Genomic DNA, 22,879 nt, shown 5'->3' on the forward strand with positions numbered 1-22,879 from the left:
TCTTTATTTCCGTCTTCGTTTTTCTTTTTTAGCAAGACCTTTTTCTGCCGGGATTATAATAAGCGTAGGCGCATCCAGATAACGTTTGATATCATCTTCTGTATTAATAGTATCGTTCATCAGGTAGCCCACCACCAGAACACCACATGCAAGTACCATACCTGCCAGAATTCCCATGAGAAGATTTTTCTTGAGGCTCGGACTTACCGGTGTGCTTTCCACTTCCGCCTTTTCCACTGTTGTCGGTTCATCTGATTTCATAATGTATGCCATCTGCTCAGCAGTAGCTTCTGCTACTGCATTAGCTACAAGACTTGCGTCTGTCGGATCTGTACTGGTAGCTGAAATCACCAGAATACGTGTATCTGATTTATTACTCACAGAAAGCATCTGATTCAGTTCATCTCTGGTAAATTTTTTATCACTTTCCGTTTTCAGTTTTTCAATCGCACTGTCCAATACCGGTTTACTTTTTGCAATCACTTCAAAGTCAGCTGTCAGCTCACTACCCAACTGTAGATCAGCCAGAGAAGTTACTGTCGTTGTCTTCGAAAGAATGTACAGCATTGCATTAGACTGATACTGTGGATTGATCATTGTTATTGTAACCAGCAATGCAAGTGCTCCGCCAAAAACAGCCGATAATAAAATCAGCCACCATTTTTTCAACAATACACGAGCAAGTTCCAGAAGATCTATTGTATCCTCATCGTACATATTCTCTTTCATCTTCTAGTCCTCCTTCATACTTTTATCGTGGCTATAATAATTGTAATACCGTTTATAATAATAACTATTTTTTCGAACTTCTACATTATTCATTGCAACTCCAAGAAAATTCGAATTTGCCGCCTTTAACTGTTCCAGTACGCTTTTTGCCATTTTTCTGGAATCTTTTCCCTCGGAAATAACCAAAACACTTCCATCACATCGTTTGGCAGCAACTGCCGCATCAACCACGCTTCCAAGCGGCGGTGTATCCACGATTACATAATCAAATGTCTTTTTCAATGCAATAATCAGTTCTTCAAATCTGGAATTTCCAAGAAGCTCTGTCGAATTTGTCGGGAATTTTCCCGATGGAATCACATACAAATTTTTTAAATTAGTTTCGTAAAGTGCCTCTGTAACACTTTTTTGTCCAGAAAGCACATGGCTGAGTCCAACTGATGTATTGTCTCCTTCTGCTCGAACTCTCCGCATCAGAACAGAACGGCGCATATCTGCGTCTACCAGCACAGTCTTTTTCTCAGACTCCGCAAAAGTCATAGCAAGACGTAATGAAACTGTACTTTTTCCATCTGCCGGAAGACAGCTGGTAATCACGATTGCTCTGTTATCCACACCGGTAAACTCAATATTACTTCGAAAACTACGAAATGCTTCTCTTGCCTGCTGGCTCATTATTTCATCTTCGTTTATAAACAGTTTATTCACTGGTTTTTCTCCTTATCTATTGTACTTTTCCTTTTTGCTACTGTACAGTCACTTTCAGCTCTGCTTCATTGGAGCGGTTTCCATCACTATCAGTCACAAAATATATCAGATCATACTCACCAGATGTCGATATATCTACATGTCCTTTTACTTCAATATTATTATACAGTCGCTTCTGAGTATCTTTATCATCCGTAATTTCTTTTACATATTTCAGAACTGTAAAACTGGAATTTTTCTCTACTGTTATTTCTTTATCTGTCAATGTAATTACCGGTGCTTCCGGATTAGTCTGCGGTTCTGTTTCCTCATCCTGGACATCTGCTTCCGTATTATCTGTTGTTTCTGTAGTTGTCTCTGTCTCCTGTTCTTCCTGTACAGACTCTTCTGCTGTTTGCTGAGTCACTTCATCACTACAAGGTACTTCTCTTACTTTTTTAGCAACGTTTTTGCTGTTATCTGTTACTGCATATGTAATACTTGCCGTTGCACCATCCTCACTAACCGTTACCTGTTCTACCACAATCTGATCAGTTACATCACCGTCACGGTCATCCTGCGCAGTTACTCCTGCAAGTAAATCTGTTCTGCTCATACTCTGGTTATATATAAATCCATCATCTGCAATTGAAATCACAGGCGGGGTCTTATCCCTGTTCATAACCAGATACAGACATGCTCCAACAGCAGCTACAGTAATTACTGCTAACAAAGCAACTAACCATTTTTTGCCTCGTCCGTTATCCATACCTCTTTCCCTTCTTATTTTACTATTTTTCAATACCACAAGTAAACATAATAAACCCATGGAAAATTACGCATTACTATTCTGTAATAACTTTCTTCTTTTGTCAAGCAATTTATTCAAAACCTTTCCTGATCAGCCTGTACATTTTCATCTTCCAACGCTTCTATCTGTTTTTCTGTCTGTTCCGGCACTTTTATCAGACCAAATTTCCATAAAATCGGATAGATATAAGATCTTCATTATTTTGCATTTTATTTTTTACTGATATCTGTATGTACTCACGATTGCCCTTACAGATTCCCGAATATGTTCTCCATCCTGATAAGCCTCTTTTTTCAACTCCTGCAACTGTTTCAAAAATTCTTCCCGGTCAAATTCCAGAGGCTTTCCAATGAATATTTTTTCATGCGCTGTTTTTTGTAACCCTTCTTCTGCCATCAGAAGTTCTTCATACAATTTTTCTCCCGGGCGAAGCCCTGTATATTCAATCTTAATATCTTCATCTGGTTTGAGTCCAGACAATTTTATCAAATTTCGTGCCAGATCATCTATCCGCATAGGTTCACCCATATCCAGCACAAAAATCTCTCCACCCTTAGCATACGCTCCAGCCTGTAATACCAGAGATACTGCCTCCGGAATCGTCATAAAATATCGGATAATATTTTTATCTGTCACTGTAACGGGGCCGCCCTCCTCTATCTGCTTTCGAAACAGTGGAATCACACTTCCGTTACTTCCTAACACATTTCCAAAACGAACAGCAACAAATTCTGTTTTGCTGGTCATATTCAATGTCTGTATGATCATCTCACAGATTCTTTTAGAGGCTCCCATAATATTTGTAGGATTGACCGCTTTATCTGTAGATATCAGTATAAAACGTCTGCATCCATTTTCTGATGCCGCCTTTGCCGTATTCAGTGTTCCAAACACATTATTTTTGATTGCCTCATTAGGACTGCTTTCCATCAACGGTACATGTTTATGAGCAGCTGCATGATACACCAGTTCCGGATGATACTTTTCAAAAATACTGTTTATTCTGTGAGTATTTCTTACTGACCCGATCAGGACTACCAGATTCAGCTCCGGGTAATCTCTCTTCAGTTCCTGTTGAATATCATATACTGAATTTTCATAAATATCCACAACTATCAGCAGCGCCGGATGATGCGCAGCAATCTGTCGGCAGAGTTCACTTCCAATAGAACCACCCCCGCCGGTAATCAATACTCTTTTATTCTGTACATATTGTAATACCGATTCCAGGTTTGTCTCCACCGGATCTCTTCCCAGAAGATCCTCAATCTCAACTTCCCGCAGCTTCGCGATACTGACCTCTTCATTAATTAACTGATAAACTCCCGGAAGAATTCTTAGCTTACAGCCGCTGTCCTTGCAGCATTCCAGCAGTTCTTTTTTATCTTTTGGATGCATGGTTGGAATCGCCACGATAATTTCCTGCACTTTATAATGCTTTACCGCATTCAGAATTTCTTCCCTGCCTCCGACAATCGGAATACCGAGCAATTTTGTATTCTTTTTCTGCGGATTATCATCAATAATACAGACTACTTTGTTGCTCAGATGATAACTGGACTGCAGTTCTTTAATAATCAGAGTTCCTGCATCCCCAGCCTCGATTACCATTGTAATAATCGGTTTTTCCAGACGATCTGTATATACTCTCTGTTTAAAAATTCGGAGCAGTCGATACGAAAACCTTCCCGCCATCATCAGTGGAAGTAAAATCAGCAGATAGAGAATATAATAAGATCTTGGAAGATGATATCCCATCATATACATTCCTACCAACTGCAACATGGACGACACAATACATGCCAGTGTAAGATTTAAAAGTTCTGTCACACTGGCGTAACGCCAGAGACTTTCGTATAAACTAAACAACGCAAATATTACCAATGTACACCCAATATTCACCGGTGTATATTGAATCATCGATTCCAGAAATACTTTTTTAATCATTCCCGGGCGAAATTCAAACCGGATCAAAAGCGCCATATATTCGGATATCCCTATTACCAGAATATCGTATAAGATGAGCAGTGAAACCCTTATTCGTTTTTTAGGATTTTTTAATCCTCTTATTGTTTTTTCCCACATATTGTTTTCTCTTTTCCAGTCAGTATAAAAATCTACATTTTTCATAAGATATTTTAATATTACCATTCAACATGCCAAATGGCAATAATCGTCCTTTATCTTTCCCTGATGCCTGGGCTGCATTGGCTATCTAAAGTTCATCATTTTCCAAATATTTTCTTATTCGCTCAAACTGCGGATCTCTGAAAGACGACATCTGATCATGGCAATACCTCCGATCATATATTTTAAAATTTTTCGTGTATAAAAACATCAAGGCCACGGTTTCCCGTGGCCCTGGTATCTTCCTTTGCTTTTACACTACCTTCCCCGGTTCGTGTATATTTACCAACATGATATCACACATAGCAAAGAAAATCAACGTTACTCTTTCACTCAGACTCTTTTATGGTGTCACATCTCTAACCTTCCTTCAACATATCATCTGTCACATTTCTGAACTTTTCCACGCTCATTGCTACATCTTCAGCCGCTTCCTCTATCGTTAGCCGTCCCCTTTTTACCTGTTTAACCAGCATCCGGAGTTCTCCGATCTCAATCCCCCTTATCTCTCCTCTAGCCTCTCTCTCGCTCAGCATATCATCAATTGCTTTACACATATCAATCTTCTCCTCTTTTTCTGAAATTTCTATCGCTGTATTCGTGATTGCTTTTATCACCAGCGCTGCCTCACGGTCTATCAGCATCCGTGAATTGCCTTTTAAGATTCTCGATAATTTTTCTTTATCTTTCGAATATTTAATATACTCTATCACTTCCCGCAGACTGGACGTAAACTTTTTCAGATCCTTTTCGGTAAGCTTCGCCGGGTCGATCAGATGGATCCGGTAATCCTGGACATAGTGCATCAGTTTTTCGTTCTGGCTTCCCATCATCTCATGTAACGATAACGGCGCATCCCATTCGTCCGCTCCAAAATGTATCACAAGCGTGACTACAGGTTTTAATACATCCTCTTTGTAAAATCCGGATAAATATTCCCCACTTGTACGTTTTCTGAAACTCTTATCACTTTTTCTGTGATTCGCAGCAGTATCTGCGACCTGCTTTCCGTATTGTAGGGCATCGTATATCATATTCCGGACAGGCATCGCATAGTGGATGTCTGTCTGATTCTCGATTCCAAGCAGGATATATGCGACCTCATCTTCCTGCATCACAACTGCGGATTTCAAAATATCACGATACTTCTGAACCAGATCATCCGACTGCCCATTTTCCTTTTCCTGCGAACCAAACGGCAGGGCAATCTCTGTTGTATCAAGTTCTCTCAGCCGTTCCGGATCAACGACCGGTTTTCCCTCATAGATCAGGTAATTAAATGCATCTGCAAAAATGTTGTTTTTTCTCATATAGGCCTTGGTGACTGTATCCACCTTTCCCATAGGCATGCTCCTTTCCTTTCTACAAGGAACAGAGCTTCCTGCCCAGACATTCCGTTCTCTGTTCCTCCAGATTTTCTTTTTTCATATGGGGAATCAGATAACCGAATGGTTGAAGAATTGCTTCCCAGATATGTTGTATCTACTATAGCAATATGATTTGCGATTGTCAATATGCTGACGGTAAAAGATTTCTCTTATCCTCTTGGTACCAGATGTATATAAGAACATCTTCCCAAACATAAAGCAGACTTCCATCATCACCAAAGTATCCATTCTGGTTTCTCAGCACGGCCAATGGTTTCTCAAATACTCTCGCACGCGTTTCTTATCTTCCGTTGTTTCTTCATAATTAATATTTTCATCGGAAAATGCCTTTCTCAATGCCCTGCGAACATAGCTATCTACTTCTGATGACAACTTTCCAAGCTCTGCCTGTGCATTACTGCCCACTAATGAGCTCACACTCCCATGTACAAACTCAGATCGTATTCATAACTGTACATGTTTTCAACTTGTCGTTCTCTAATACCAAATAGATTTCTTTTAATTTTCTATTCTGTATATGATGATATATTGTCCAAGCAGAAACAATTATTATTAAAGCAACCATAAGAATTATATTAATCCCCTTTGACATATTCCATTTAATATTTGTCATCGTAAAAATAGACACGAGTAACGCTATCACGCTAATACAAAATGTCAGTAGATCACTTTCAATATAAGCCTTTGATGCAATCATGTATTGTTGCAATGTCTGATCCTTATTTCCAGTAGCGCACGCTTCTTTTTCCAAAAAACTTTTTAAGCAAATATAAAAATCTATATGATTTTTTCGTTTTGAGTATTCGGCTGCCTGTTTATAAATTTTTTTCAAGTCTTGTACTACGTCAGATTGAAACATTTTTCTTTCACCTTTCATTACTGTTATTTTATCGCTTGTTTTTCTACCCATCTTCCTGAATATTCGATAGCTTCTTCTTTCATTTTTTCACCACCCAGCAAAGTGATCCTATAATGAAGACCGTATTCTTTGGGAGTGTTATAACAACACCTTTTATATTTGTTTCCTGAACCGCAGGGACACTTTTCATTTCTCCCAACGTTCATAAACTCCGGTCGTTTTCTCTTTAATTCTTCTATATACCATGGTCTAAATGGACTATCTAATTTTCTCATTAAATAATCCAATACTTGATAATTATACTCCTGCCCCTCCAGCTTTAATATAGCATATTTATCTAATGGATGCTTAACGATTGCCACGCCAATGATCTCATAATCTGTTACTTCTCTTAAACATAGCTCCCCCATATACAATTTCCCCGGGACATGACTGCATCCCCCTCGTAATGATACTTTTTCTCCACAAATAGAACACTTTTCTGACTTGATAATCCCTTCCCTGCTCGTATATACAAAGTCCGGAAATACCTTCTCATAATATTTTATAATTTGATTAATAAACGTCAAATTATAATGATTCATCCCCTCGCCAAAATTTATTCTGAGATTTCCCATTGATATATCAATTCGATTCATCACCCGCCATGCTTCTTCATATTTACCTGATTTCAACAGTTGAAACATAGCAAGATAATTTTTGTGTATGTTATATACTTCTATCAGACACCATAATTCATTAGCCAACCATTCTTCCTGATTATATATGGCTTTCTGTTTTTGTTCCTTTAATTCCTGCAGAATATCTTCTCTCAATTCCATATCAGCTGTTCTAATTCTTTTTCATCAATGCTTCCATCGGCAAGTTCAATCTCCAGCAGGCCCTCCAGCAAATGCTTTACATAGTAATAAACATTCAGGCCATTCGCACGGGCCGTTTCGGTAATACTGTAGATCATTGCACTTGCCTGGGCTCCACGTACTGTGTTGATCGTCATCCAGTTCTTCTTGTTATGCTCTGTAGAACATAATCGAAAGAACTGGGAAATGATCGATACCGTCAATGGAGCCACCAGTTCTGCGATCATCTACAGTATAGCCGAAACAGCGAAGGCAAACCAGCTGAAGCCATATGAGTATTTTGAATATCTGCTGACAGAGATACCAAAACATATGGATGATAAAAATAGCAATTTTCTGGAAGAGCTTCTGCCTTGGTCAGAAACTGTTACTGACCTCATGAGATGTCACTAACTTGTTCTCATGAGCTGTCACCAGATTGCTTAACTACTCCAGGCAAGACTCTTACTCTTCTCTCTTCGGTCTATCAGCAACTCTCTGTTATACTCTCCGTTTTTACCGACCTTTAATTTATATCGGAATGGTAATCCAGTTGCCGTTTTAAAGTAAGCGCTTAAATCTTGGGTAGCTTTACTGTCTACGTTTTTAAACTCATAATGATAGTAAATAGATTTTTACTACACTCCGCTTGATAGGATGTAGAAATTTACTACATTTGGAGGTTTCATTATGAGTAAGAAACGTGCTCCCGGGCGTTCCCTGCAAATTATGCTTAAACGGAATGCCAGTTCCGCTACTGCGGAACGGCTATTCCATTTTTAACGGTACGAAGTACCCCTAGATGATATCATTCCGTTTCACGCATATTTATACCGTTCATCTCTGGTTCTCTACTGGCGGATAATACTCTGGTTCCGTTTTCTTCAAATACTCTTCCAGCATTTTCTTCAATTTTTCTATAATGCTACCATCCTTCCCAACTGAGATTCACATCCTCAGTTACGGCACATCTTACCGTAGACTTTTGCTCATAGCAACCTATTTTTTGCGGTCTTTAGGATGCCCCATCTTCTCCTTCACTTCATCCGGCACATCGATCAATCCAAACCGATAGAACATTCCGTAGATGTAAGTCACTCCCCGGATATCGCCCAGAGCTTTCGGGCGGTCTACCACTTCTCCCTTAATATTCTTCAGCGCCAGCAGCACTGAACTCCACGCTAGACTTTTACTCTTCTCCCGGCGGTCGATCCACAGCTCTTTTGTGTACTCACCGTTCCTGCCTTTTTTAATTTCGTAAGAGAATGGCAATCCAGAGTAGGTTTTAAATCCTATCCCGGCATAGGACACAACCATGCCCCAGAAGTTTTCTTCTGTCGGATCACCCCTCCACCGCTTCATTGCTCTGTATCTCCGTTGCCGCTCTGCTCCGACACTGATCTTCCCTTTTTCTGCTGTGCTTGGGAAGTACACACCTTTCCGATATGGCAGGTACGAGGTGACGGAGGCTTTGGAAAGTTTCAGAGTGTTTGCAGTTGAGAGTATGGAGGTTTTGTAGTCTTGTGTTTCACGGTATTCTTGAAAGGTAGCTTGCACCTTCTCCGCCACTTCAGATTCATACACACCGGCCGTGATGAGCAGCTTTCTTACTTTGATTGGATTTAATCCCAGTTCTTCGCCGATGGCCTGCAAGGACATCTCAGAATCATAAAGTGCCACAGCACTTTCCATCTGCTCTTTCAGATTTTTCCCGGCATCGTACTCTGGCTTCAACTTCTTCCGGCCACCGCCTGGTTTTCTTGTTTTCTTCATTTTACTCATGCAGCTCCAACGGCAGTCCGTCCGGGTCATGGAAGAAAGTCATCTTCTTGCCGGTGTAATCATCCACACGAATTGGCTCACATTCAATTCCTACCTCTGCCAACTCATTCACTGTCTGCTCCACGCTCTCCACACAAAATGCAAGGTGACGCAGCCCACAGGCCTCCGGGCGGTTCACACGCTTCGGCGGGTTTTCTTCTGCAAAAATCTCCAGCTCTGTGTGTTCGTTAACACGCAGATCTAGCTTCCAATCTTTACGCTCTGGACGGTAGTTTTCTCTGATAACAGAGAAGCCCAGCTTGTTCACATAGAAATCCTTAGCTGCTTTATAGTCAGATACGATGATTGCAATATGATGTATTTTTGATAAATTCATTTTATGTCACACTCCATTTCTTTTATTTCCGTTATAAACTATATAGTGACCTTCAAAAAAACCGTGTGAACTTCTGGAGTTCAGTTTGTCCACACGACCGATCTTATTTCAGTTTTTCGAGGATTTCATCCGCACTCATGCCGCTGGCCAGCAGCTTCTTCAGCGGCCTTAGCATCTGCCTTTGCCTTCTTCGATTCCAGGGATGCCACTTCTTTTTCGGCCTTCTTCAGAGCAGTCTTCAAAGTGTCAATGTTTGCGGTGATGGATGAAATCTCAGCAGTCAGGGAAGTGATAGATTCCTGCTTCTCCGTGATCTGAGATGCGTAGTCGGTATAGGTAGTTTTGGGACGGTTTTTGCTGCCTTTTGTTCTGGGCATAGGTGATAACCTCTTTCCTTTTTAGTGGTTTAAGTATAGCACTGTGTTTGGGTGAGGGCAATATTACTTCTTACCTGAAATCTTTTTCTTCTCGCTCTGCGACACCATCTTTTTCACAGTGTTGGCCTGTGTGTATTGTAGCATTGCTTTCATTCCTTCATCAACACCACCTCCACCAGTTGCTTTTGAGCCACCACCTATGTTTGACATTTGAGCCATCCTTTTTGCTCCACCATGTAATTTATCCATCGGAGTTCCGGTACTTGCTGTGGGTTTGTTTAGTCCATCTACTATTTGCTTTCCTCTTTGGCTAAGAATACTGTCTGCTGCTCTTTCCAAAGAAGTATTACTTTTTAGAACTACTTGTGTATTTTTCTGTTTTCTTTGAAAGAGTGACAAGATTCCCATAATACACACCCCCTATTCTTTTGGGTAGTATGATTCATTTTCAACTATCTTTTCTCACATCTTCGCCGATTGTAAGATCGTTGCCTGCTGCTCACCACGGAGAGGTGTGTGATTATCCGAGCAGCGTAGGGAGCTACCGCTTTCAGTATATCACAATTTCATCCAGTTTTATAGATGTTTTCTTGCCTTCATCACCACACAATACATCAATCCACCGAGCACTCCGCCGACTGTGTTGTAGAAGATGTCCGATAGCTGAAATGTACCCAAGCGAAGCAATAATTGTAAGTAGTGAGCCCCATCAGATAAGCACCACGGCTCTTGCACTCCAACATATTGCTGATAGTCTTTTCATAGAGTTCGCTCTGGGTCAGCACGCCGATGACCAGTGTTCCCTGCTCAATCAGACTGATGGTCCCGTGCTTCAGTTCACCAGCTGCATATGCCTCCGAGTGAATGTAGCTGATTTCTTTCAGTTTCAAACTACCTTCCAAGCAGACAGCATAGTCAATGCCACGACCTACGAAGAACACATCGTGTGCACTGGTGCTGCCAGTTCACTCATCGGCTTCTTCTTAGCCAGCATGACTTCCATCATCTTCAGACTGGTCAGGATGCCGTCGCCGGTGCTGGCGTATTTGGAGAAGATGATATGGCCACTTTGCTCACCACCGATACGGCAGCCATAGGCATCTGCGCCAGAAGCAGTCAAAATATCTTTCACGGCTTTAACAAAAGCATTATATGTATGAAAGCCAAGAAATTGATCTGCCACCCAACCTGCTCCTCTAATTTTACCTTTTCCAGGATACGGTTTCATATAAATATATTTAATAAAATTGGTATTATTTGCTTTATCATTCTTATCCTTTGGACACTCACTAAGACCATAAACATCATAACCAATATTATCAGCTTCACGAAAATATTCCTTATAAACAGATGCATCTTCATTTTTCTTAATATTGTCAAAATTACTATGCACCCAAAGAATTTTCCGCTTTGCATTCACTTTATCAATAACATAATATGACGCATCACCTTCCAAATACCCTATTTACAACTTATCTATATTTATCCTTTTGCAGCTTATTCTCTCTATAAAATAAGCTGCTTGTAGGATTTACATTGATCCATCTTTCTTAAAGACTACCAATATCGTTTTAAACAATATTTTTATATCTAGCCCAATGTCCCAGTTTGTGATATACTCTTTATCAAGACGAACTACCTCTTCAAAATCAGTAATATCACTTCGTCCACTTACCTGCCACATGCCGGTGATTCCAGGCTTAATTGCCAGCCTTGCACGATGGTGAAGCTCATACAGATTCGTTTCTGAAATAAGGGGTGGGCGAGTACCTATAATCGACATATCGCCACGTAATACGTTAAAGAATTGCGGAAATTCATCTAAACTTGTTCGTCTGATAAAATCACCGATTCCTGTCTTATGTGTCCCATCTGGAAGTATCTTATTTCCGATAACACGAGGATCAAAGTCCAGTTTAAACATCTTTCCATCTCCAAGTTTGTTATCTTTCATAAGCTCTGCCTTACGTTCTTCGGCATCCATATACATACTGCGGAACTTGTACATTTTAAATTTCTTTCCATTCTTTCCAACTCGCTCCTGAGCAAAGAAAATTGGTCCCGGTGATGCAATATAAATTGCCGGTCCGACAAAAATACAAATGATTCCGGTAAAAATACATCCAACTAATCCACCCGCAATATCCATCAATCGTTTTAACATTAACTGTCTGGTTGATGCATAATTAATACTTGTCGTAAGGACTGTGTAATTACCAACCTTTTCCACAAACTGTTTTTTCCCTGGCACACTTGTGATCTTTGCAAGATTAAGATGAATGGTTACTCCTGTCTCTGATAATTGCTCAATTAACTCTGACGGATACGGAAGAACTTCTGAAACAACAATCAGAACTTCGTCAATCCATTCCTGACATACATACATTGCTGTAGTCTCTTCGTTGGCAACTACCGGAACTCCATGAATTTCTCTTCCAGTCCAGTCCGCATCAATTACAGCTACACCAGCCAATGAGAATCTGGCATAATTGTTTTCCTGCATACTTAACACTACTTGTTCAGCCACATCTTCTGATGTTACAATCAGTAGTTTACGTTCTCCGCCATCTTTCATCTGTTTTCGCAGAAGTTTTTTCCAAAGTTCTCTGACAACATACGTCATTACTAAATAAATTATTATGGTCAGCATCAATGTTAATCTTGAAAAGTCCTGCCCTTCATGAAGCAGGAATAAATATAAAACCGCTAAGGCACCTACCATAATCGCATGATTTAACGTAACTACAAAATCACGATAGTATCCTCTCTTTAACACGCTTTTCATGGTGCCATATGCAAAAATCATAACCAGATCTGCCAGTTCAAGGAAAACTGCCATATTTCGATAAATAATTGTTTCATATGGATTAAATCCATATCCGCTAATTGCATATGCCAGAACATACGCTAATTGCAAACAGATCATGTCTAAGATTATAAAATCTGTGTGTTTTAACCATCCTTCAGAATCTTTTCTATACATGGATTTTTTCTTTCCTCTTCCATTTTTTTGTAATCTATTTGTTAATCTACAATCGTCCCCACAATTGTAGAAATTGCCTTCAAATTTGAGTGATTTAAAACTAGATAGGATTATTGCTACACAAAGAAGAGCATTAATCCGGAGCATCCAGGAAACCACTTTATTATATATATTCCCACTGGAAATACGATTGGTTTCCTCTAAGGACAAATCATAAGAATCATACTAAGGAACCTAGCTAAGTCAGCATTACTACGACTGCATACACAATCAGGTCATATACCATCAGTGGCCACCGGACGTTCAGTGTATGCTTTCGTTTTTCGTTATTCACATGGATATTTCTGCTGTTTTCTTTGGATTTGCTCATTTGTTCCTCTCCTCCCATGTCTCGTGGAAGGTTCTCCCTTTCATAATACTTCTTCAGAGTTGCTGTTTCGTAATCACATGCTTCTACCAATATTAATTATGTGTTTTTTGAAACATTACTTGGAGTATAAAAATATATACTTCTACACATTTATAATAATTCTACCTTGACCGTCATCTTTCGTCAATATATATTTTATACTTTTTTAATAAATTCCTTAACACTTTCTTAAGCAAAATTTCCGGCTCATTTTTCCCTGCGTGGATGCAGCAGCCACAGCGTATCCCTGCGGCAACAGAATTTTATGTACCGCACATCCCCACAATACTCTCCATCCGCATGAACCACCACCGACTGATCCAGTTCCAGGGTGATCTCTGCGCCGTCTTTGACGTCAAAGCCTTTGATCCCGCCCTGTTTTCCCAGTGCGAGGAGCGGGAGCAGGAAGAACGTTTTCCATTTCGGGATGCCGGAGGCGCTGCTGAGGGAGATGTTTCCGTCGTATGGGGTGCTGTCCGGTGCCATCGGAACACCGCCACCCTCTGCGCGCAGGTTCATGGCTGCGGCGAAGATCATGTTCTGGCAGGTTTCTGTCTCTCCGTCCACGGTCACGGTTGCCCGGAAGGTTTTCATGGAAAATAAGGTCTGTACGGTCAGCATCAGGTAGGTCAGTTTTCCCAGATGGAACCGGTTCAGGACTTTTTTCAGAGTGGAATGGAGCGCTTTCTTACACACGATCGAATCCAGTCCAGCACCGGCGCTGATACCGAAGATTCTTGGTTTTGTACAGTCTTCCCAGCTTACTTCGCCGAGATCGATCCGCTGCAGGGCTTCTCCGTTTTGTTCCTGTTCGATGCAGGAGACGATTTCTGCAAGATTGCCTCTGGTGTTTCGGAGGATTCCCAGGTTTCTGGCGAAATCGTTGCCGGAGCCGGTCGGGATCACGCCGAGGCGGACGCGGTCAAAGTCGGGGATTCCGTTCAGGACTTCGTTGATGGTTCCGTCCCCTCCTACTACCAGCAGGTAGATCGGTCCCTCCGGAAATTTTTCACAGATCTGTCCTGCCAGTTTCATTGCGTGTTTTTCGTAGCGGGTCAGATAGGCGTTGTATGGGATTTCTTTTTCCTGTAAGTATTCTTTTGTTTCTTTCCAGACCGGTACGGCACTTCCGGTACCGGCGCCGTTATTTACGATAATCTGTATCTTGTTCATGATGTTCTCTTTCTGTATATTCCGAATTGCGGTTGCTCAATATTTCTATTGTACATCAGGATATGATTTTTTACAACGAGAACCCGTTTCCCTTTTCGAGAAATCTGTGCTACAATGGTCAACGGAGTATCTTTTATTGAAAACAAAGGAGTTTATTATTGATTATGCAAGTTACTTTTCCTTCCTATTATAAAGCCTTCTCCTGCATCGCGGATGCCTGTCCGGATACCTGTTGTGCCGGGTGGCAGATCATGATTGATGACAGAAGCCTGAAAAAATACCGCCGGTTCCAGGGTACTTTCCGAAACCGGCTGCACAATGACATCGACTGGGAGGAGCATGCGTTCCGCCAGTACGGGCATCGGTGTGCCTTTTTAAATGAAGAAAATCTCTGTGATATGTATATCGAGGCGGGATCCGGGATGCTCTGTGATACCTGCCGCAGATATCCGCGTCATATCGAGGAATTTGAGGGGATGCGGGAGATCTCGTTGTCACTCTCCTGTCCAGAGGCGGCGCGGATCATTCTCTCGCAGACAGATCCGGTGGCTTTCCGGACTTTTGAAAAAGAGACGGCTGAGGAGACCTACGATGATTTTGACTATTTTCTTTTCAGCGCGCTGATGGATACGAGAGACTACCTGCTCGCTGTGCTTCAGGATCGAAGTGTTCCGGTACGGGATCGGGTGGCTAAGCTATTGGTCTGTACACATGATTTTCAGCTCGCGGTAGCAAAACAGGAATTATTTTCCTGGGAGACGATCCGTGCACGGCATGAGCGCTCCGGCTTCTCTTCTGCTTTTCTGGAGAAGATCTCCGATCGCTGTTTTCTGGATGTGGACCGGACGGATCTGATGAAGCAGATCTGGAAGACAGTCGTTCCGAAACTGGAAGTGCTCTCCCCAAGCTGGACGGGATTTCTCAGACAGACGCTTACCGATCTGTATCATGCCTGTCCGGAGGAAACCTCGTACCGGAAGCTGCTGCTTGCGTTTCAGGAGACTTTCCCGGAATGGCAGGTGCAGAAAGAACAGCTGATGGTGTACTGGCTGTACACGTATTTTTGCGGGGCGGTGTACGATGAACGGATCTTTGCCAAGGGAAAGATGGCGGTGCTCTGCACTCTTTTTATCGAGGAACTGGTACTTGGGCTGTTTGTGGAAAGACAAGAGGCGCTGGCGTTCGAAGATCTGGTCTCTGTCAGCTACCGGTTCTCCCGGGAACTGGAACATTCGGATCAGAATCTGAATACACTGGAGGAACTGCTGGAGCACGAGGAAGTATTTTCTCTGGAACATCTGCTGACGCTGTGTGAGATCTGATTTGAACGCAGTATAAGTATTTTGGAAACGTATTCATTCGTTCATCTGTGCTATGTCCGAATGATTGCATATAAAAAACAGGAAGTGGAGACTGTGCCATAATTTGGGACAGTTCACACTTCCTGTTTTTTATATGCAGACCCTGGAACAAACGCCCGGATCCTTTATCTGTTATTAATACAGCAGAATCGGATAGCCTTTGTCGATCGTCTCATAGATGATCTTCGCCTGATCCGGCGGCAGGTTGATGCAGCCGTGGCTTCCTTTGGTTTTATAGGTATCCCCGCCGAAGTTGGTCTGCCAGCTGGCATCATGGAGTCCCTGTCCGTAGACGAAAGGCATCCAGTAAGTGACGGCCGTATCATAGCCGTAAACATCACTGCTCAGAGTAAACGGGCTTGCTTTGTAGGCGATCGGCCATGCACCCCGGTATGTTTCCCTTCCATCGACCGGAAGTCCGCTGATAATATCGGTTTCCGTCACCAGCACCCCGTTTTTGTACAGCCACAGATGCTGCTGATCCAGGCTGACTTCTATGTAACTTCCGTTCAGATCATCCGTTCCGTTTCTGGAATAGCCGGATTTGCTGTATACCGGTTCTCTTGTCACTGCTGCCCCGCCGTCGATATCCGTCAGAAGCTGGGCGAGTTCGCCGTCCTGATCCACGCGGTAACCGTATTCGTTGCCTTCGATCGTGATTGTCTCACCGCCTGTGGTGGTGAAAGAACGCGGTTTGTAGATCGTGTTGTATTTTGTCGCAAGATTCTTGATGTATTCCTGTGCCTGGGCGGTATCGATCGACACGCTGTCATCCGAGATCACCAGCCAGGAACAGATCGTCGCGTTATCCAGCACCTGTGTCTCGTTTCCGAAGGTGTAGGTTATGGAAACACCCTGGTATTTTTGCAGGGAGGTATTTAACGCTGCTGCTTTTTCCTGTAATTCCTGAGAATCCTGCGTAACAGCCACTTTCAGATAAACATCTGAAGGAATCTCTATCTCAAGTCCTGTTTTCGGATAGTCTGTCGCAACCTGTGAACGGATCTGTTCTTCCACATAGGTCTCGACGGCTGCCTGATCCATATGATTGCCGACCACCTCGGGAACGATCACATAGGCGTTCTGTTCACCGTCATATGCCACATAGGCATCCGTCGCATCCACACGTTCCGTGGAGAGCTGAAAATGTTCTTCTGTCAGCGCTGCAGAAAATGTCTCATCGTCCCGGTTCACCTGATACGTTACGGTAAGATCTGCCTGTTTCGGGAAGTAACCGTCTTCTTTCCAGCGTTTGTCTCTCAGAGTTTTCAGATCTTTTTTCAGCTGTGTCTCGTCGATGCTGTAACCGAGATCGCCGAGTGTCGTCTGATAATCCGTCTCTCCGTTTTCCTGAAATGTCACGGGGATCTTCTGAAAATCATCTGCCAGTTTCTTCGCCGTCTCCTCCACGGTAAGTCCGGATACATCCTCTCCGAAGATTTTTATCCTGCTCCCCATGGTTTTTGTTCCCATATGGTGTGCATACCCAAACAGTCCTGCAACCAGTCCCACCATAATCACCAGGCAGACGATCAGCAGGATCATGTATACTTTTTTTGTCTTTTTCTTACTTTTCATTTGTTTTTCCCTGCCTTTTTTCTGTCATTTCGACATTAGCTGTCAAATATAGTTTATTATACAATATTTTTATGAAAAAGAAATGATAAAGTTCTAACAATTTTCGAATTATTTCTGCACGTATTTTTCTTTCAGTTCTTTGACTTTCGCCAGATATGCCTGATCCTGTTTTCTTTTCAGGAGCTCTGTGCGGATCGGATCTTTCACTTCATCGAATCCTGCTTCTTTGGCTTCGTTTTTCTTCTCTACTTTGATCAGGTGATAGCCAAACTGTGTTTTTACCGGTCCTACGACATGTCCCGGTTCTGCATTGAAGGCTGCGTCTTCGAATTCTTTTACCATCTGACCTTTTCCGAACTCGCCCAGGTCTCCGCCCTGTGCGCCGGACGGGCAGGTGGAAGATTCTCTCGCTGCCTCTTCAAAGGTCTTTTCGCCGTTTACGATTGTTTCCAGAATAGCTGCACATTTTTCTTCGGAATCGGTCAGGATGTGTTTTGCACTTACGGTAGCACCCTTTACAAACTGTGCTTTGTTCTGTTCGAAGTAGTCTTTTACTTCGTCATCGGATACACTTACACTCTCGATGGTTTCTTTTAACACCATCTGTACCAGGATATCCTGTCTTGCGCTTTCCATTCCTTTTTTGAATTCTTCAGTTTCCTCCAGTTTTTCGTCCTCACCGCATTTTGCCAGTGCGTGGAAGGTGATCAGCTGCTCTTTGCAGTGTTCTTTGAACTGCGGATTGGCTGCATATGCCTGCTGTTCTTTCGGCAGATGTCCGATAAATGCCTGCAGTTCTTCTTCGGTGATCTCGTGTCCGGCTACCACTGCCAGTACGTTCTGTGCCATAATAATTTCTCCTTTGTTTTCCGGATCCGCTGTCTGCTCTGACCGGATCCTGCGAGGTATTTTGCCACGGGATACCGGTATAGCGGCTGTCTCCCGTACCATGGTCGCGTAGGTTTTATTATAAAAGAAAAGCATAAAATATGCAAGGGTACGCGCCGGTATCCTTGCATATTCCACACTGCTGTTTCAGATCAGTTTTCGTTTTCTCGCCTCGTTGACCGCTGCTGCCTTGCCATTCACACCAAGTTTCCGGTAGGTCTCCCGACAGTGGTATTTTACCGTCACTTCGGCAAGTCCAAGCTGTCCGGCGATCTTGTTCATCGAATCGCCTTCCGCCTGCATCCGCAGGATCTTCAGAGCGGTATCAGAAAGTGTGACTTCCCCTTCTGCTTTGGTTCGCAGATAACCGGGATACATCTGTGCCATCCGTTTTCCTTCTTCGAGTACCTGCCTGCGAAATCCAGAATCTTTCCACCGGATCTCTTTCGTACCTTTTTTTAACAGCGGCAGCCACAGACCGGCTTCTTTTGTCAGGACACGGACAAAATGATACGATTCTGCTTCGCTCACAGCTTCCTGCAAAAGCGACGTCCACGCTTCCCGCTCCATCCGGTAACAGGTCACAGCCAGAAGCAGCGTACTTTCTATATAAATATAGGTTCGTTTCATTTCTCTGGCATAGTATAGCAGCTGTTGCAGCAGATTGCAGGCTGCTTCGTATTTGCCCTGTTGCAGGTAGACACGCGCTTTCGTCAGATACCGGAACCGTTCGAGGATGTAAAATTCACGGTTTTCATCCGGTGCCGTATCCATCCACGCCAATATCTCCGCCGTATCTCCCCGGTACAGATGCAGCCGGCATAAAAAGGCATCGATATTGTCCAACAGCCGCGGTGCTTCTTTTTCACACCGCTCCCGGAACGTTGTCATCACATGGATCGCCTCTTCGAGATCCTGACGGATCAGGTACATCCGGCAGAGCAGACCATTTGCCACAAAGACCTGTTCAATCTTGCCGCCGCTGTCCGCCTGCATGCGACCTTTCTGGATCAGTGCCATGACTTCGTAATCATCCTGCCCTTTTTCCTGAAAACTCTCGGCAAGCGCCAGCGGAACCAGACCCTTCCCATATTTTCCGAGAACAAATTCTACGACTTTTCCGATACTTCCCGCCAGTTCTTTATCTCTTCGGCTCCACTCGCAGAAATCTTTACCACCATTCATCATCGATGGCAGATTACTGGTCACGGAAAGTTCCGGGATGCATACTTTCCGGTCCGTAAGCAGCACACCTGCCGCCCGCAGCAGATCCGTCATTCCGGTGATGCCGCGGTGTGGGAGGGAGATATCCAGCGTGATCAGCCGTCCTCTGGCTTCCCGCGCCTCGCTTCCTTCTGCCCGTTTCTGGTATTCTTCCAGTTCGTGATACCACCGCTCGCTCTCCTCCACATTCATCAGGATCGACTGCAGCAGGCTCATTCCCATCATCAGAACCGGATTTTCCCGGATGATCTCCTCCGGAAGCTCCAGATAGTATTTCCGCAGTTCGTAGTAATTGCCGCTGGCTGCATTTTTTCTGGCATTTGCCACCAGAAGGCGGGAGATGCTTTCTGTATCATCATATATTTTATACATTTCCAGGGCTTTCGGAAGATCACCCTCCAGTTCATAGTACAGACCGGCGTTATAATACAGGCGGCGGATCTGTTCCGAGGAGCGTTTTTTGTGCAATCGCTGCTCCATCGACCAGCGCATCGGGTCTTTACAGCGCCAGATCCCGTCTTTTTCTCCCATTTTCTCAAAAAAGTTACCAGTTTCCATACCCTGCGCCAACATATGTTCCACATGTTTGTTCCCGGTGATCATCGCCGCGAGATCTACCGTGAACTCTTTTACGATCGACACATCCATAAAGAAATCCTGCAGTTCCGTATCCCACTGATCGTATACATGACTCTCCAGATATGTCCAGACGGTCCGCATCGTCGCTTCCAGATCACCGTTTTCCATCACATAGACGCGCAGGGCCATCGGATTGCCTCTGCCTACCGCCCATGCTCTCGCCAGCTGCTCATCCGACGCCTGCAGTCCATATTGTTCCAGATATTCATCCTGCTGTTCTCTGGTCAGGCAGAAGTCCTCTTCCTGAATGATCACAAACGAATATTTCATCCGCAGAGACAGCAGCCATGCCGGAAACGGGGCGCGGGAGATCAGAACCACCCACAGGTCTTTTCGTTCCATCAGTTCCTGAATCTTCTGAAAATACGCGTCTTTCAGCCGGATATCCGCGATGGTGTAGAGGTCATCCAGTACCACGGTCGGCGCACTGATTTTTCCGGTATCCAGATCTTCCGGTGTGGTGTTCAGCGCCGAAAAATACTGGTATGGTTTCCTGTTCAGAAAATGTTCGATCAGAGAAGTTTTTCCCACGCCGGTAACGCCGTACAGGTATGCCGGAAGTTCGGTCTGATATGCCGTGCGCAGTTTTTTCTCTGCGGCTGACGGCCATAAATAGACTTCTCCGTTCATTCTGTTTTCCCTCCTGCTGTATATTCTGTATATTCTCTGCAACGGCAGCGCAGTTCTCCCGGGAGAGACAGCATGTTTTCGAATTCTTTTGTGTTGAGCGGCATCGAAAACCAGTTTCCCTGCACCAGGTCACAGCCCGCATTTTTTAACACTTCCACCTGCCGTGCCGATTCCACGCCCTCACAGACCACCTGAAATCCCAAGCTCTTGAGCATCTCGATCAGCTGTTTTAAGAACGCAGTTCCGCGATGGTCTTTTTCGCATTTTTCTATAAATCCCCGTCCCAGTTTCACGTCATTTAACGGGACTTCCCCGACCAGATTGAGGAATGAAGAACCGACGCCAAAGTTATCAAGTGCCGTCTGGAAGCCTGCCTGCTGGAAGGAGTGTAACAGGTTCCGGATATTTTCATACCGGATCGTATCGGTTTCCTTCAGTTCCATCTGGATCATCGACGGATCAACCCCGTGTTTTTGCAGGATCTCCAGATAGCGCTGTGTGGTCTGCGGATCTTCCGCGTGCAGTGCAGATACATTGACCGATACCGGACCGGGAACGATTCCGCTTCTTTTTGTTTTTTCGAGAAAGACCGCTACCTGTTCAAATACATAATAGTCCAGTTCCGTGATTTTCCCGTTTTTTTCATAAAACGGAAGGAAATGTTCTGGTTTTACCACGATCCCGTCCGGTCTGCGCCAGCGCACCAGTGCCTCCGCACCTGCGATCTTATAATTATGAAGCGATATTTTCGGCTGAAAATAGATCTCGAATTCTCTCTTTTCCATGGTTTCATCCATCAGCAGTTTCACTGCCGTCTCGCCTTTTTCGCCCTTCTGCAGCGGCACCAGTTTTTCTCCTACGGCATACTGGTTTCTTCCGGCGATCTTAGCGCGGTACAGAGCGAGATCTGCGTGTTCGAGAAGCTGTTCATAGCTGTACGCTCCGGCGCCACCCGGCAAAAAGCAGACACCCACGCTGCAGGTCATCGAAAATTCCTTCTTCGAAAAGGTCAGTTCTCCCACTTTTTTCACCAGATCCCCGACTTTCTTTTCCAGCACTTCCCGGTTAATCTCTTTTAAGAATACGGCAAATTCATCGCCGCCGGTGCGGATCAGGATGTCCTCTTTTCGAAAGAAACTCTGTAAAAAACGGGCAAATCCGGTCAGCACCTCATCGCCGAACAGATGACCGTAGACATCATTGACATTTTTAAAGCGGTCCACATCCATCATCAGGAGTCCGCAGGGCTGCTCTGCCCGTTTTTCCATCAGATAGTCGTTCACCAGCCGTTTTCCGGTATCGTGGTTGTACAGTCCGGTCATGGAATCTCTCCGCGCCTGGTCTTCGAGAAGCTCTTCTCTTTTTCGGATCTCCGTAATATCTCTGGCGCAGCCGATGATCGACGGATCATCTTCCTCCTGTTGCAGTGCATCCAGGAGGACCATCCGATAATGACCGTTTTCCAGCATTTTCAGTTCTACGGTTCCCTGGATGTTCCCTGTCAGAAATCCACGCAGTTTTTCTCTGTTCTCCGGATAAACGGTACACAGTTCTTCGAGTCGTCCAAGAAATGGCTGCATCCGGCGCTCTTCTTTCAGCTGTTCGTCATACAGTACCAGCCGGTCGGCATCCGGGAAATATTCAAAGACGGAAATACCGGCATATTTCATCAGCACTTTTAATTTTTCCATTCGTTTTTTTCCGGTCAGAAAGCTTTTTTCTCTGTGTCTGATTCTTTCTTTTTCCATATATATTCCACATTCCTTCTATAGTTTTCACCTTTTGTATAATTATAACAAAAGAGAGAAGGAAAAGGAACTATCCAATCGGATAGTCTTGCCTTTTTCTTCCCTCTTTTTTCGACCGGTTTTTATTATTTCTGCGGCGCCGCATATGGATCTCCGGGATTGCGAGATTTTCGCTTTCTATTTTATATTCACGATGATTTGCTTTTTTCCTTTTCCAAAACATGGATGTTATTCTCCTCTGTTATAATTTGTTTCCTGCTCTCTTACAGGG

The 22,879-nt window shown here is 43.7% G+C and carries 21 protein-coding genes and 3 pseudogenes; 2 read left to right on the plus strand and 22 right to left on the minus strand.

The features are described 5' to 3' along the window. Positions 1–3: 3 nt before the first annotated feature. From ETP43_RS09030 to ETP43_RS09065, 8 genes are all read right to left on the minus strand, one after another. A complete protein-coding gene (locus tag ETP43_RS09030; RefSeq protein WP_129257823.1) occupies positions 4–729 on the minus strand; it encodes a YveK family protein in 726 nt (241 codons plus the stop codon). A gap of 3 nt (positions 730–732) precedes the next feature. After that, on the minus strand, positions 733–1,437 hold the full coding sequence (locus ETP43_RS09035) for a CpsD/CapB family tyrosine-protein kinase (protein ID WP_129257824.1): 705 nt from the start codon (positions 1,435–1,437) through the stop codon (positions 733–735). Between the two features lie 37 nt (positions 1,438–1,474). Continuing rightward, positions 1,475–2,185, minus strand: coding sequence for an immunoglobulin-like domain-containing protein (locus tag ETP43_RS09040; RefSeq protein ID WP_164979665.1), 711 nt, complete (start codon positions 2,183–2,185; stop codon positions 1,475–1,477). Positions 2,186–2,443: 258 nt separating this feature from the next. Further along, the gene (locus ETP43_RS09045) at positions 2,444–4,312 is read right to left on the minus strand and encodes a polysaccharide biosynthesis protein (RefSeq protein WP_129259551.1); all 1,869 of its coding nucleotides are present in this window, start codon (positions 4,310–4,312) and stop codon (positions 2,444–2,446) included. Positions 4,313–4,713: 401 nt separating this feature from the next. Beyond that, complete coding sequence (locus ETP43_RS09050; RefSeq protein WP_164979667.1) at positions 4,714–5,697, minus strand: Rpn family recombination-promoting nuclease/putative transposase; 984 nt, start codon at positions 5,695–5,697, stop codon at positions 4,714–4,716. A 478-nt stretch (positions 5,698–6,175) separates the two neighbouring features. After that, entirely contained in the window at positions 6,176–6,652 is a 477-nt protein-coding gene (locus tag ETP43_RS09055; RefSeq protein WP_129257827.1) for a hypothetical protein, read from the minus strand. Beyond that, positions 6,625–7,422 carry a YecA family protein gene (locus ETP43_RS09060; protein ID WP_129257828.1) on the minus strand — a complete coding sequence of 266 codons (798 nt, stop codon included), beginning with the start codon at positions 7,420–7,422 and terminating at the stop codon, positions 6,625–6,627. The genes ETP43_RS09055 and ETP43_RS09060 overlap by 28 nt, the downstream gene beginning before the upstream one ends. Then, the gene (locus tag ETP43_RS09065) at positions 7,413–7,688 is read right to left on the minus strand and encodes a hypothetical protein (protein WP_243114359.1); all 276 of its coding nucleotides are present in this window, start codon (positions 7,686–7,688) and stop codon (positions 7,413–7,415) included. Before ETP43_RS09065 ends, ETP43_RS09060 begins: the two co-directional genes overlap by 10 nt. Between ETP43_RS09065 and ETP43_RS09070 the strand changes: the two are divergent. Then, positions 7,633–7,854: pseudogene (locus ETP43_RS09070) on the plus strand (transposase domain-containing protein); the annotation flags it as partial. The gene ETP43_RS09065 and the pseudogene ETP43_RS09070 sit on opposite strands and share 56 nt — an antisense overlap. A 585-nt stretch (positions 7,855–8,439) precedes the next feature. On the opposite strand, the gene ETP43_RS17630 reads toward ETP43_RS09070, so the two are convergent. From ETP43_RS17630 to ETP43_RS09115, 9 genes and pseudogenes are all read right to left on the minus strand, one after another. After that, positions 8,440–9,213 carry a hypothetical protein gene (locus ETP43_RS17630; RefSeq protein ID WP_243114242.1) on the minus strand — a complete coding sequence of 258 codons (774 nt, stop codon included), beginning with the start codon at positions 9,211–9,213 and terminating at the stop codon, positions 8,440–8,442. A gap of 1 nt (position 9,214) precedes the next feature. Further along, on the minus strand, positions 9,215–9,598 hold the full coding sequence (gloA2, locus tag ETP43_RS09080; RefSeq protein ID WP_129257829.1) for an SMU1112c/YaeR family gloxylase I-like metalloprotein: 384 nt from the start codon (positions 9,596–9,598) through the stop codon (positions 9,215–9,217). Between the two features lie 125 nt (positions 9,599–9,723). Next, a complete protein-coding gene (locus tag ETP43_RS09085; protein ID WP_243114243.1) occupies positions 9,724–9,975 on the minus strand; it encodes a hypothetical protein in 252 nt (83 codons plus the stop codon). Between the two features lie 63 nt (positions 9,976–10,038). Further along, on the minus strand, positions 10,039–10,383 hold the full coding sequence (locus tag ETP43_RS09090; protein WP_118610515.1) for a hypothetical protein: 345 nt from the start codon (positions 10,381–10,383) through the stop codon (positions 10,039–10,041). Between the two features lie 278 nt (positions 10,384–10,661). Beyond that, a pseudogene (locus ETP43_RS09100) lies at positions 10,662–10,928 on the minus strand (SIS domain-containing protein); the annotation flags it as partial. Next, positions 10,922–11,068, minus strand: a pseudogene (locus ETP43_RS18435) (phosphoglucosamine mutase); the annotation flags it as partial. The pseudogenes ETP43_RS18435 and ETP43_RS09100, both read right to left, overlap by 7 nt. 438 nt (positions 11,069–11,506) lie before the next feature. Next, the gene (locus tag ETP43_RS09110; RefSeq protein ID WP_129257830.1) at positions 11,507–12,958 is read right to left on the minus strand and encodes a sugar transferase; all 1,452 of its coding nucleotides are present in this window, start codon (positions 12,956–12,958) and stop codon (positions 11,507–11,509) included. A gap of 238 nt (positions 12,959–13,196) precedes the next feature. Beyond that, a complete protein-coding gene (locus tag ETP43_RS17925; protein WP_279222153.1) occupies positions 13,197–13,328 on the minus strand; it encodes a hypothetical protein in 132 nt (43 codons plus the stop codon). Positions 13,329–13,574: 246 nt separating this feature from the next. Next, positions 13,575–14,540 (minus strand): diacylglycerol/lipid kinase family protein, encoded by a 966-nt coding sequence (locus ETP43_RS09115; protein WP_129257831.1) that lies wholly within the window; start codon positions 14,538–14,540, stop codon positions 13,575–13,577. A 164-nt stretch (positions 14,541–14,704) separates the two neighbouring features. On the opposite strand from ETP43_RS09115, the gene fliB reads away from it, so the two are divergent. Continuing rightward, a complete protein-coding gene (gene fliB, locus ETP43_RS09120) occupies positions 14,705–15,862 on the plus strand; it encodes a flagellin lysine-N-methylase (RefSeq protein WP_129257832.1) in 1,158 nt (385 codons plus the stop codon). A gap of 174 nt (positions 15,863–16,036) precedes the next feature. Here fliB and ETP43_RS09125 read toward each other — a convergent pair whose 3' ends face one another. The 5 genes from ETP43_RS09125 to ETP43_RS17070 all read right to left on the minus strand — a co-directional run bounded on the left by ETP43_RS09125 (position 16,037) and on the right by ETP43_RS17070 (position 22,831). Next, positions 16,037–17,479, minus strand: coding sequence for a L,D-transpeptidase family protein (locus ETP43_RS09125; protein WP_129257833.1), 1,443 nt, complete (start codon positions 17,477–17,479; stop codon positions 16,037–16,039). A 108-nt stretch (positions 17,480–17,587) separates the two neighbouring features. Next, positions 17,588–18,328, minus strand: a complete 741-nt coding sequence (locus ETP43_RS09130; RefSeq protein WP_022399910.1) for a peptidylprolyl isomerase — start codon at positions 18,326–18,328, stop codon at positions 17,588–17,590. Between the two features lie 186 nt (positions 18,329–18,514). After that, a complete protein-coding gene (locus ETP43_RS09135; RefSeq protein WP_129257834.1) occupies positions 18,515–20,860 on the minus strand; it encodes a LuxR C-terminal-related transcriptional regulator in 2,346 nt (781 codons plus the stop codon). After that, entirely contained in the window at positions 20,857–22,608 is a 1,752-nt protein-coding gene (locus tag ETP43_RS09140) for a putative bifunctional diguanylate cyclase/phosphodiesterase (RefSeq protein WP_129257835.1), read from the minus strand. Before ETP43_RS09140 ends, ETP43_RS09135 begins: the two co-directional genes overlap by 4 nt. Positions 22,609–22,678: 70 nt before the next feature. Further along, on the minus strand, positions 22,679–22,831 hold the full coding sequence (locus ETP43_RS17070; RefSeq protein ID WP_164979669.1) for a hypothetical protein: 153 nt from the start codon (positions 22,829–22,831) through the stop codon (positions 22,679–22,681). Positions 22,832–22,879 lie beyond the last annotated feature (48 nt).

This window comes from Blautia faecicola, from assembly GCF_004123145.1.
Taxonomy (GTDB): domain Bacteria; phylum Bacillota; class Clostridia; order Lachnospirales; family Lachnospiraceae; genus Oliverpabstia; species Oliverpabstia faecicola.

Excerpts from the sequence above, each read along its gene's own strand:
- ETP43_RS09030 (WP_129257823.1), bottom strand. The coding sequence starts at position 729 with ATGAAAGAGAATATGTACGATGAGGATACAATAGATCTTCTGGAACTT.
- ETP43_RS09040 (WP_164979665.1), bottom strand. The coding sequence starts at position 2,185 with ATGGATAACGGACGAGGCAAAAAATGGTTAGTTGCTTTGTTAGCAGTA.
- ETP43_RS09045 (WP_129259551.1), bottom strand. The coding sequence starts at position 4,312 with ATGTGGGAAAAAACAATAAGAGGATTAAAAAATCCTAAAAAACGAATA.
- ETP43_RS09050 (WP_164979667.1), bottom strand. The coding sequence starts at position 5,697 with ATGGGAAAGGTGGATACAGTCACCAAGGCCTATATGAGAAAAAACAAC.
- ETP43_RS09055 (WP_129257827.1), bottom strand. The coding sequence starts at position 6,652 with ATGGGTAGAAAAACAAGCGATAAAATAACAGTAATGAAAGGTGAAAGA.
- ETP43_RS09060 (WP_129257828.1), bottom strand. The coding sequence starts at position 7,422 with ATGGAATTGAGAGAAGATATTCTGCAGGAATTAAAGGAACAAAAACAG.
- ETP43_RS09065 (WP_243114359.1), bottom strand. The coding sequence starts at position 7,688 with ATGATCGCAGAACTGGTGGCTCCATTGACGGTATCGATCATTTCCCAG.
- ETP43_RS17630 (WP_243114242.1), bottom strand. The coding sequence starts at position 9,213 with ATGAAGAAAACAAGAAAACCAGGCGGTGGCCGGAAGAAGTTGAAGCCA.
- gloA2 (WP_129257829.1), bottom strand. The coding sequence starts at position 9,598 with ATGAATTTATCAAAAATACATCATATTGCAATCATCGTATCTGACTAT.
- ETP43_RS09085 (WP_243114243.1), bottom strand. The coding sequence starts at position 9,975 with ATGCCCAGAACAAAAGGCAGCAAAAACCGTCCCAAAACTACCTATACC.
- ETP43_RS09090 (WP_118610515.1), bottom strand. The coding sequence starts at position 10,383 with ATGGGAATCTTGTCACTCTTTCAAAGAAAACAGAAAAATACACAAGTA.
- ETP43_RS09110 (WP_129257830.1), bottom strand. The coding sequence starts at position 12,958 with ATGTATAGAAAAGATTCTGAAGGATGGTTAAAACACACAGATTTTATA.
- ETP43_RS17925 (WP_279222153.1), bottom strand. The coding sequence starts at position 13,328 with ATGAGCAAATCCAAAGAAAACAGCAGAAATATCCATGTGAATAACGAA.
- ETP43_RS09115 (WP_129257831.1), bottom strand. The coding sequence starts at position 14,540 with ATGAACAAGATACAGATTATCGTAAATAACGGCGCCGGTACCGGAAGT.
- fliB (WP_129257832.1), top strand. The coding sequence starts at position 14,705 with ATGCAAGTTACTTTTCCTTCCTATTATAAAGCCTTCTCCTGCATCGCG.
- ETP43_RS09125 (WP_129257833.1), bottom strand. The coding sequence starts at position 17,479 with ATGAAAAGTAAGAAAAAGACAAAAAAAGTATACATGATCCTGCTGATC.
- ETP43_RS09130 (WP_022399910.1), bottom strand. The coding sequence starts at position 18,328 with ATGGCACAGAACGTACTGGCAGTGGTAGCCGGACACGAGATCACCGAA.
- ETP43_RS09135 (WP_129257834.1), bottom strand. The coding sequence starts at position 20,860 with ATGAACGGAGAAGTCTATTTATGGCCGTCAGCCGCAGAGAAAAAACTG.
- ETP43_RS09140 (WP_129257835.1), bottom strand. The coding sequence starts at position 22,608 with ATGGAAAAAGAAAGAATCAGACACAGAGAAAAAAGCTTTCTGACCGGA.
- ETP43_RS17070 (WP_164979669.1), bottom strand. The coding sequence starts at position 22,831 with ATGTTTTGGAAAAGGAAAAAAGCAAATCATCGTGAATATAAAATAGAA.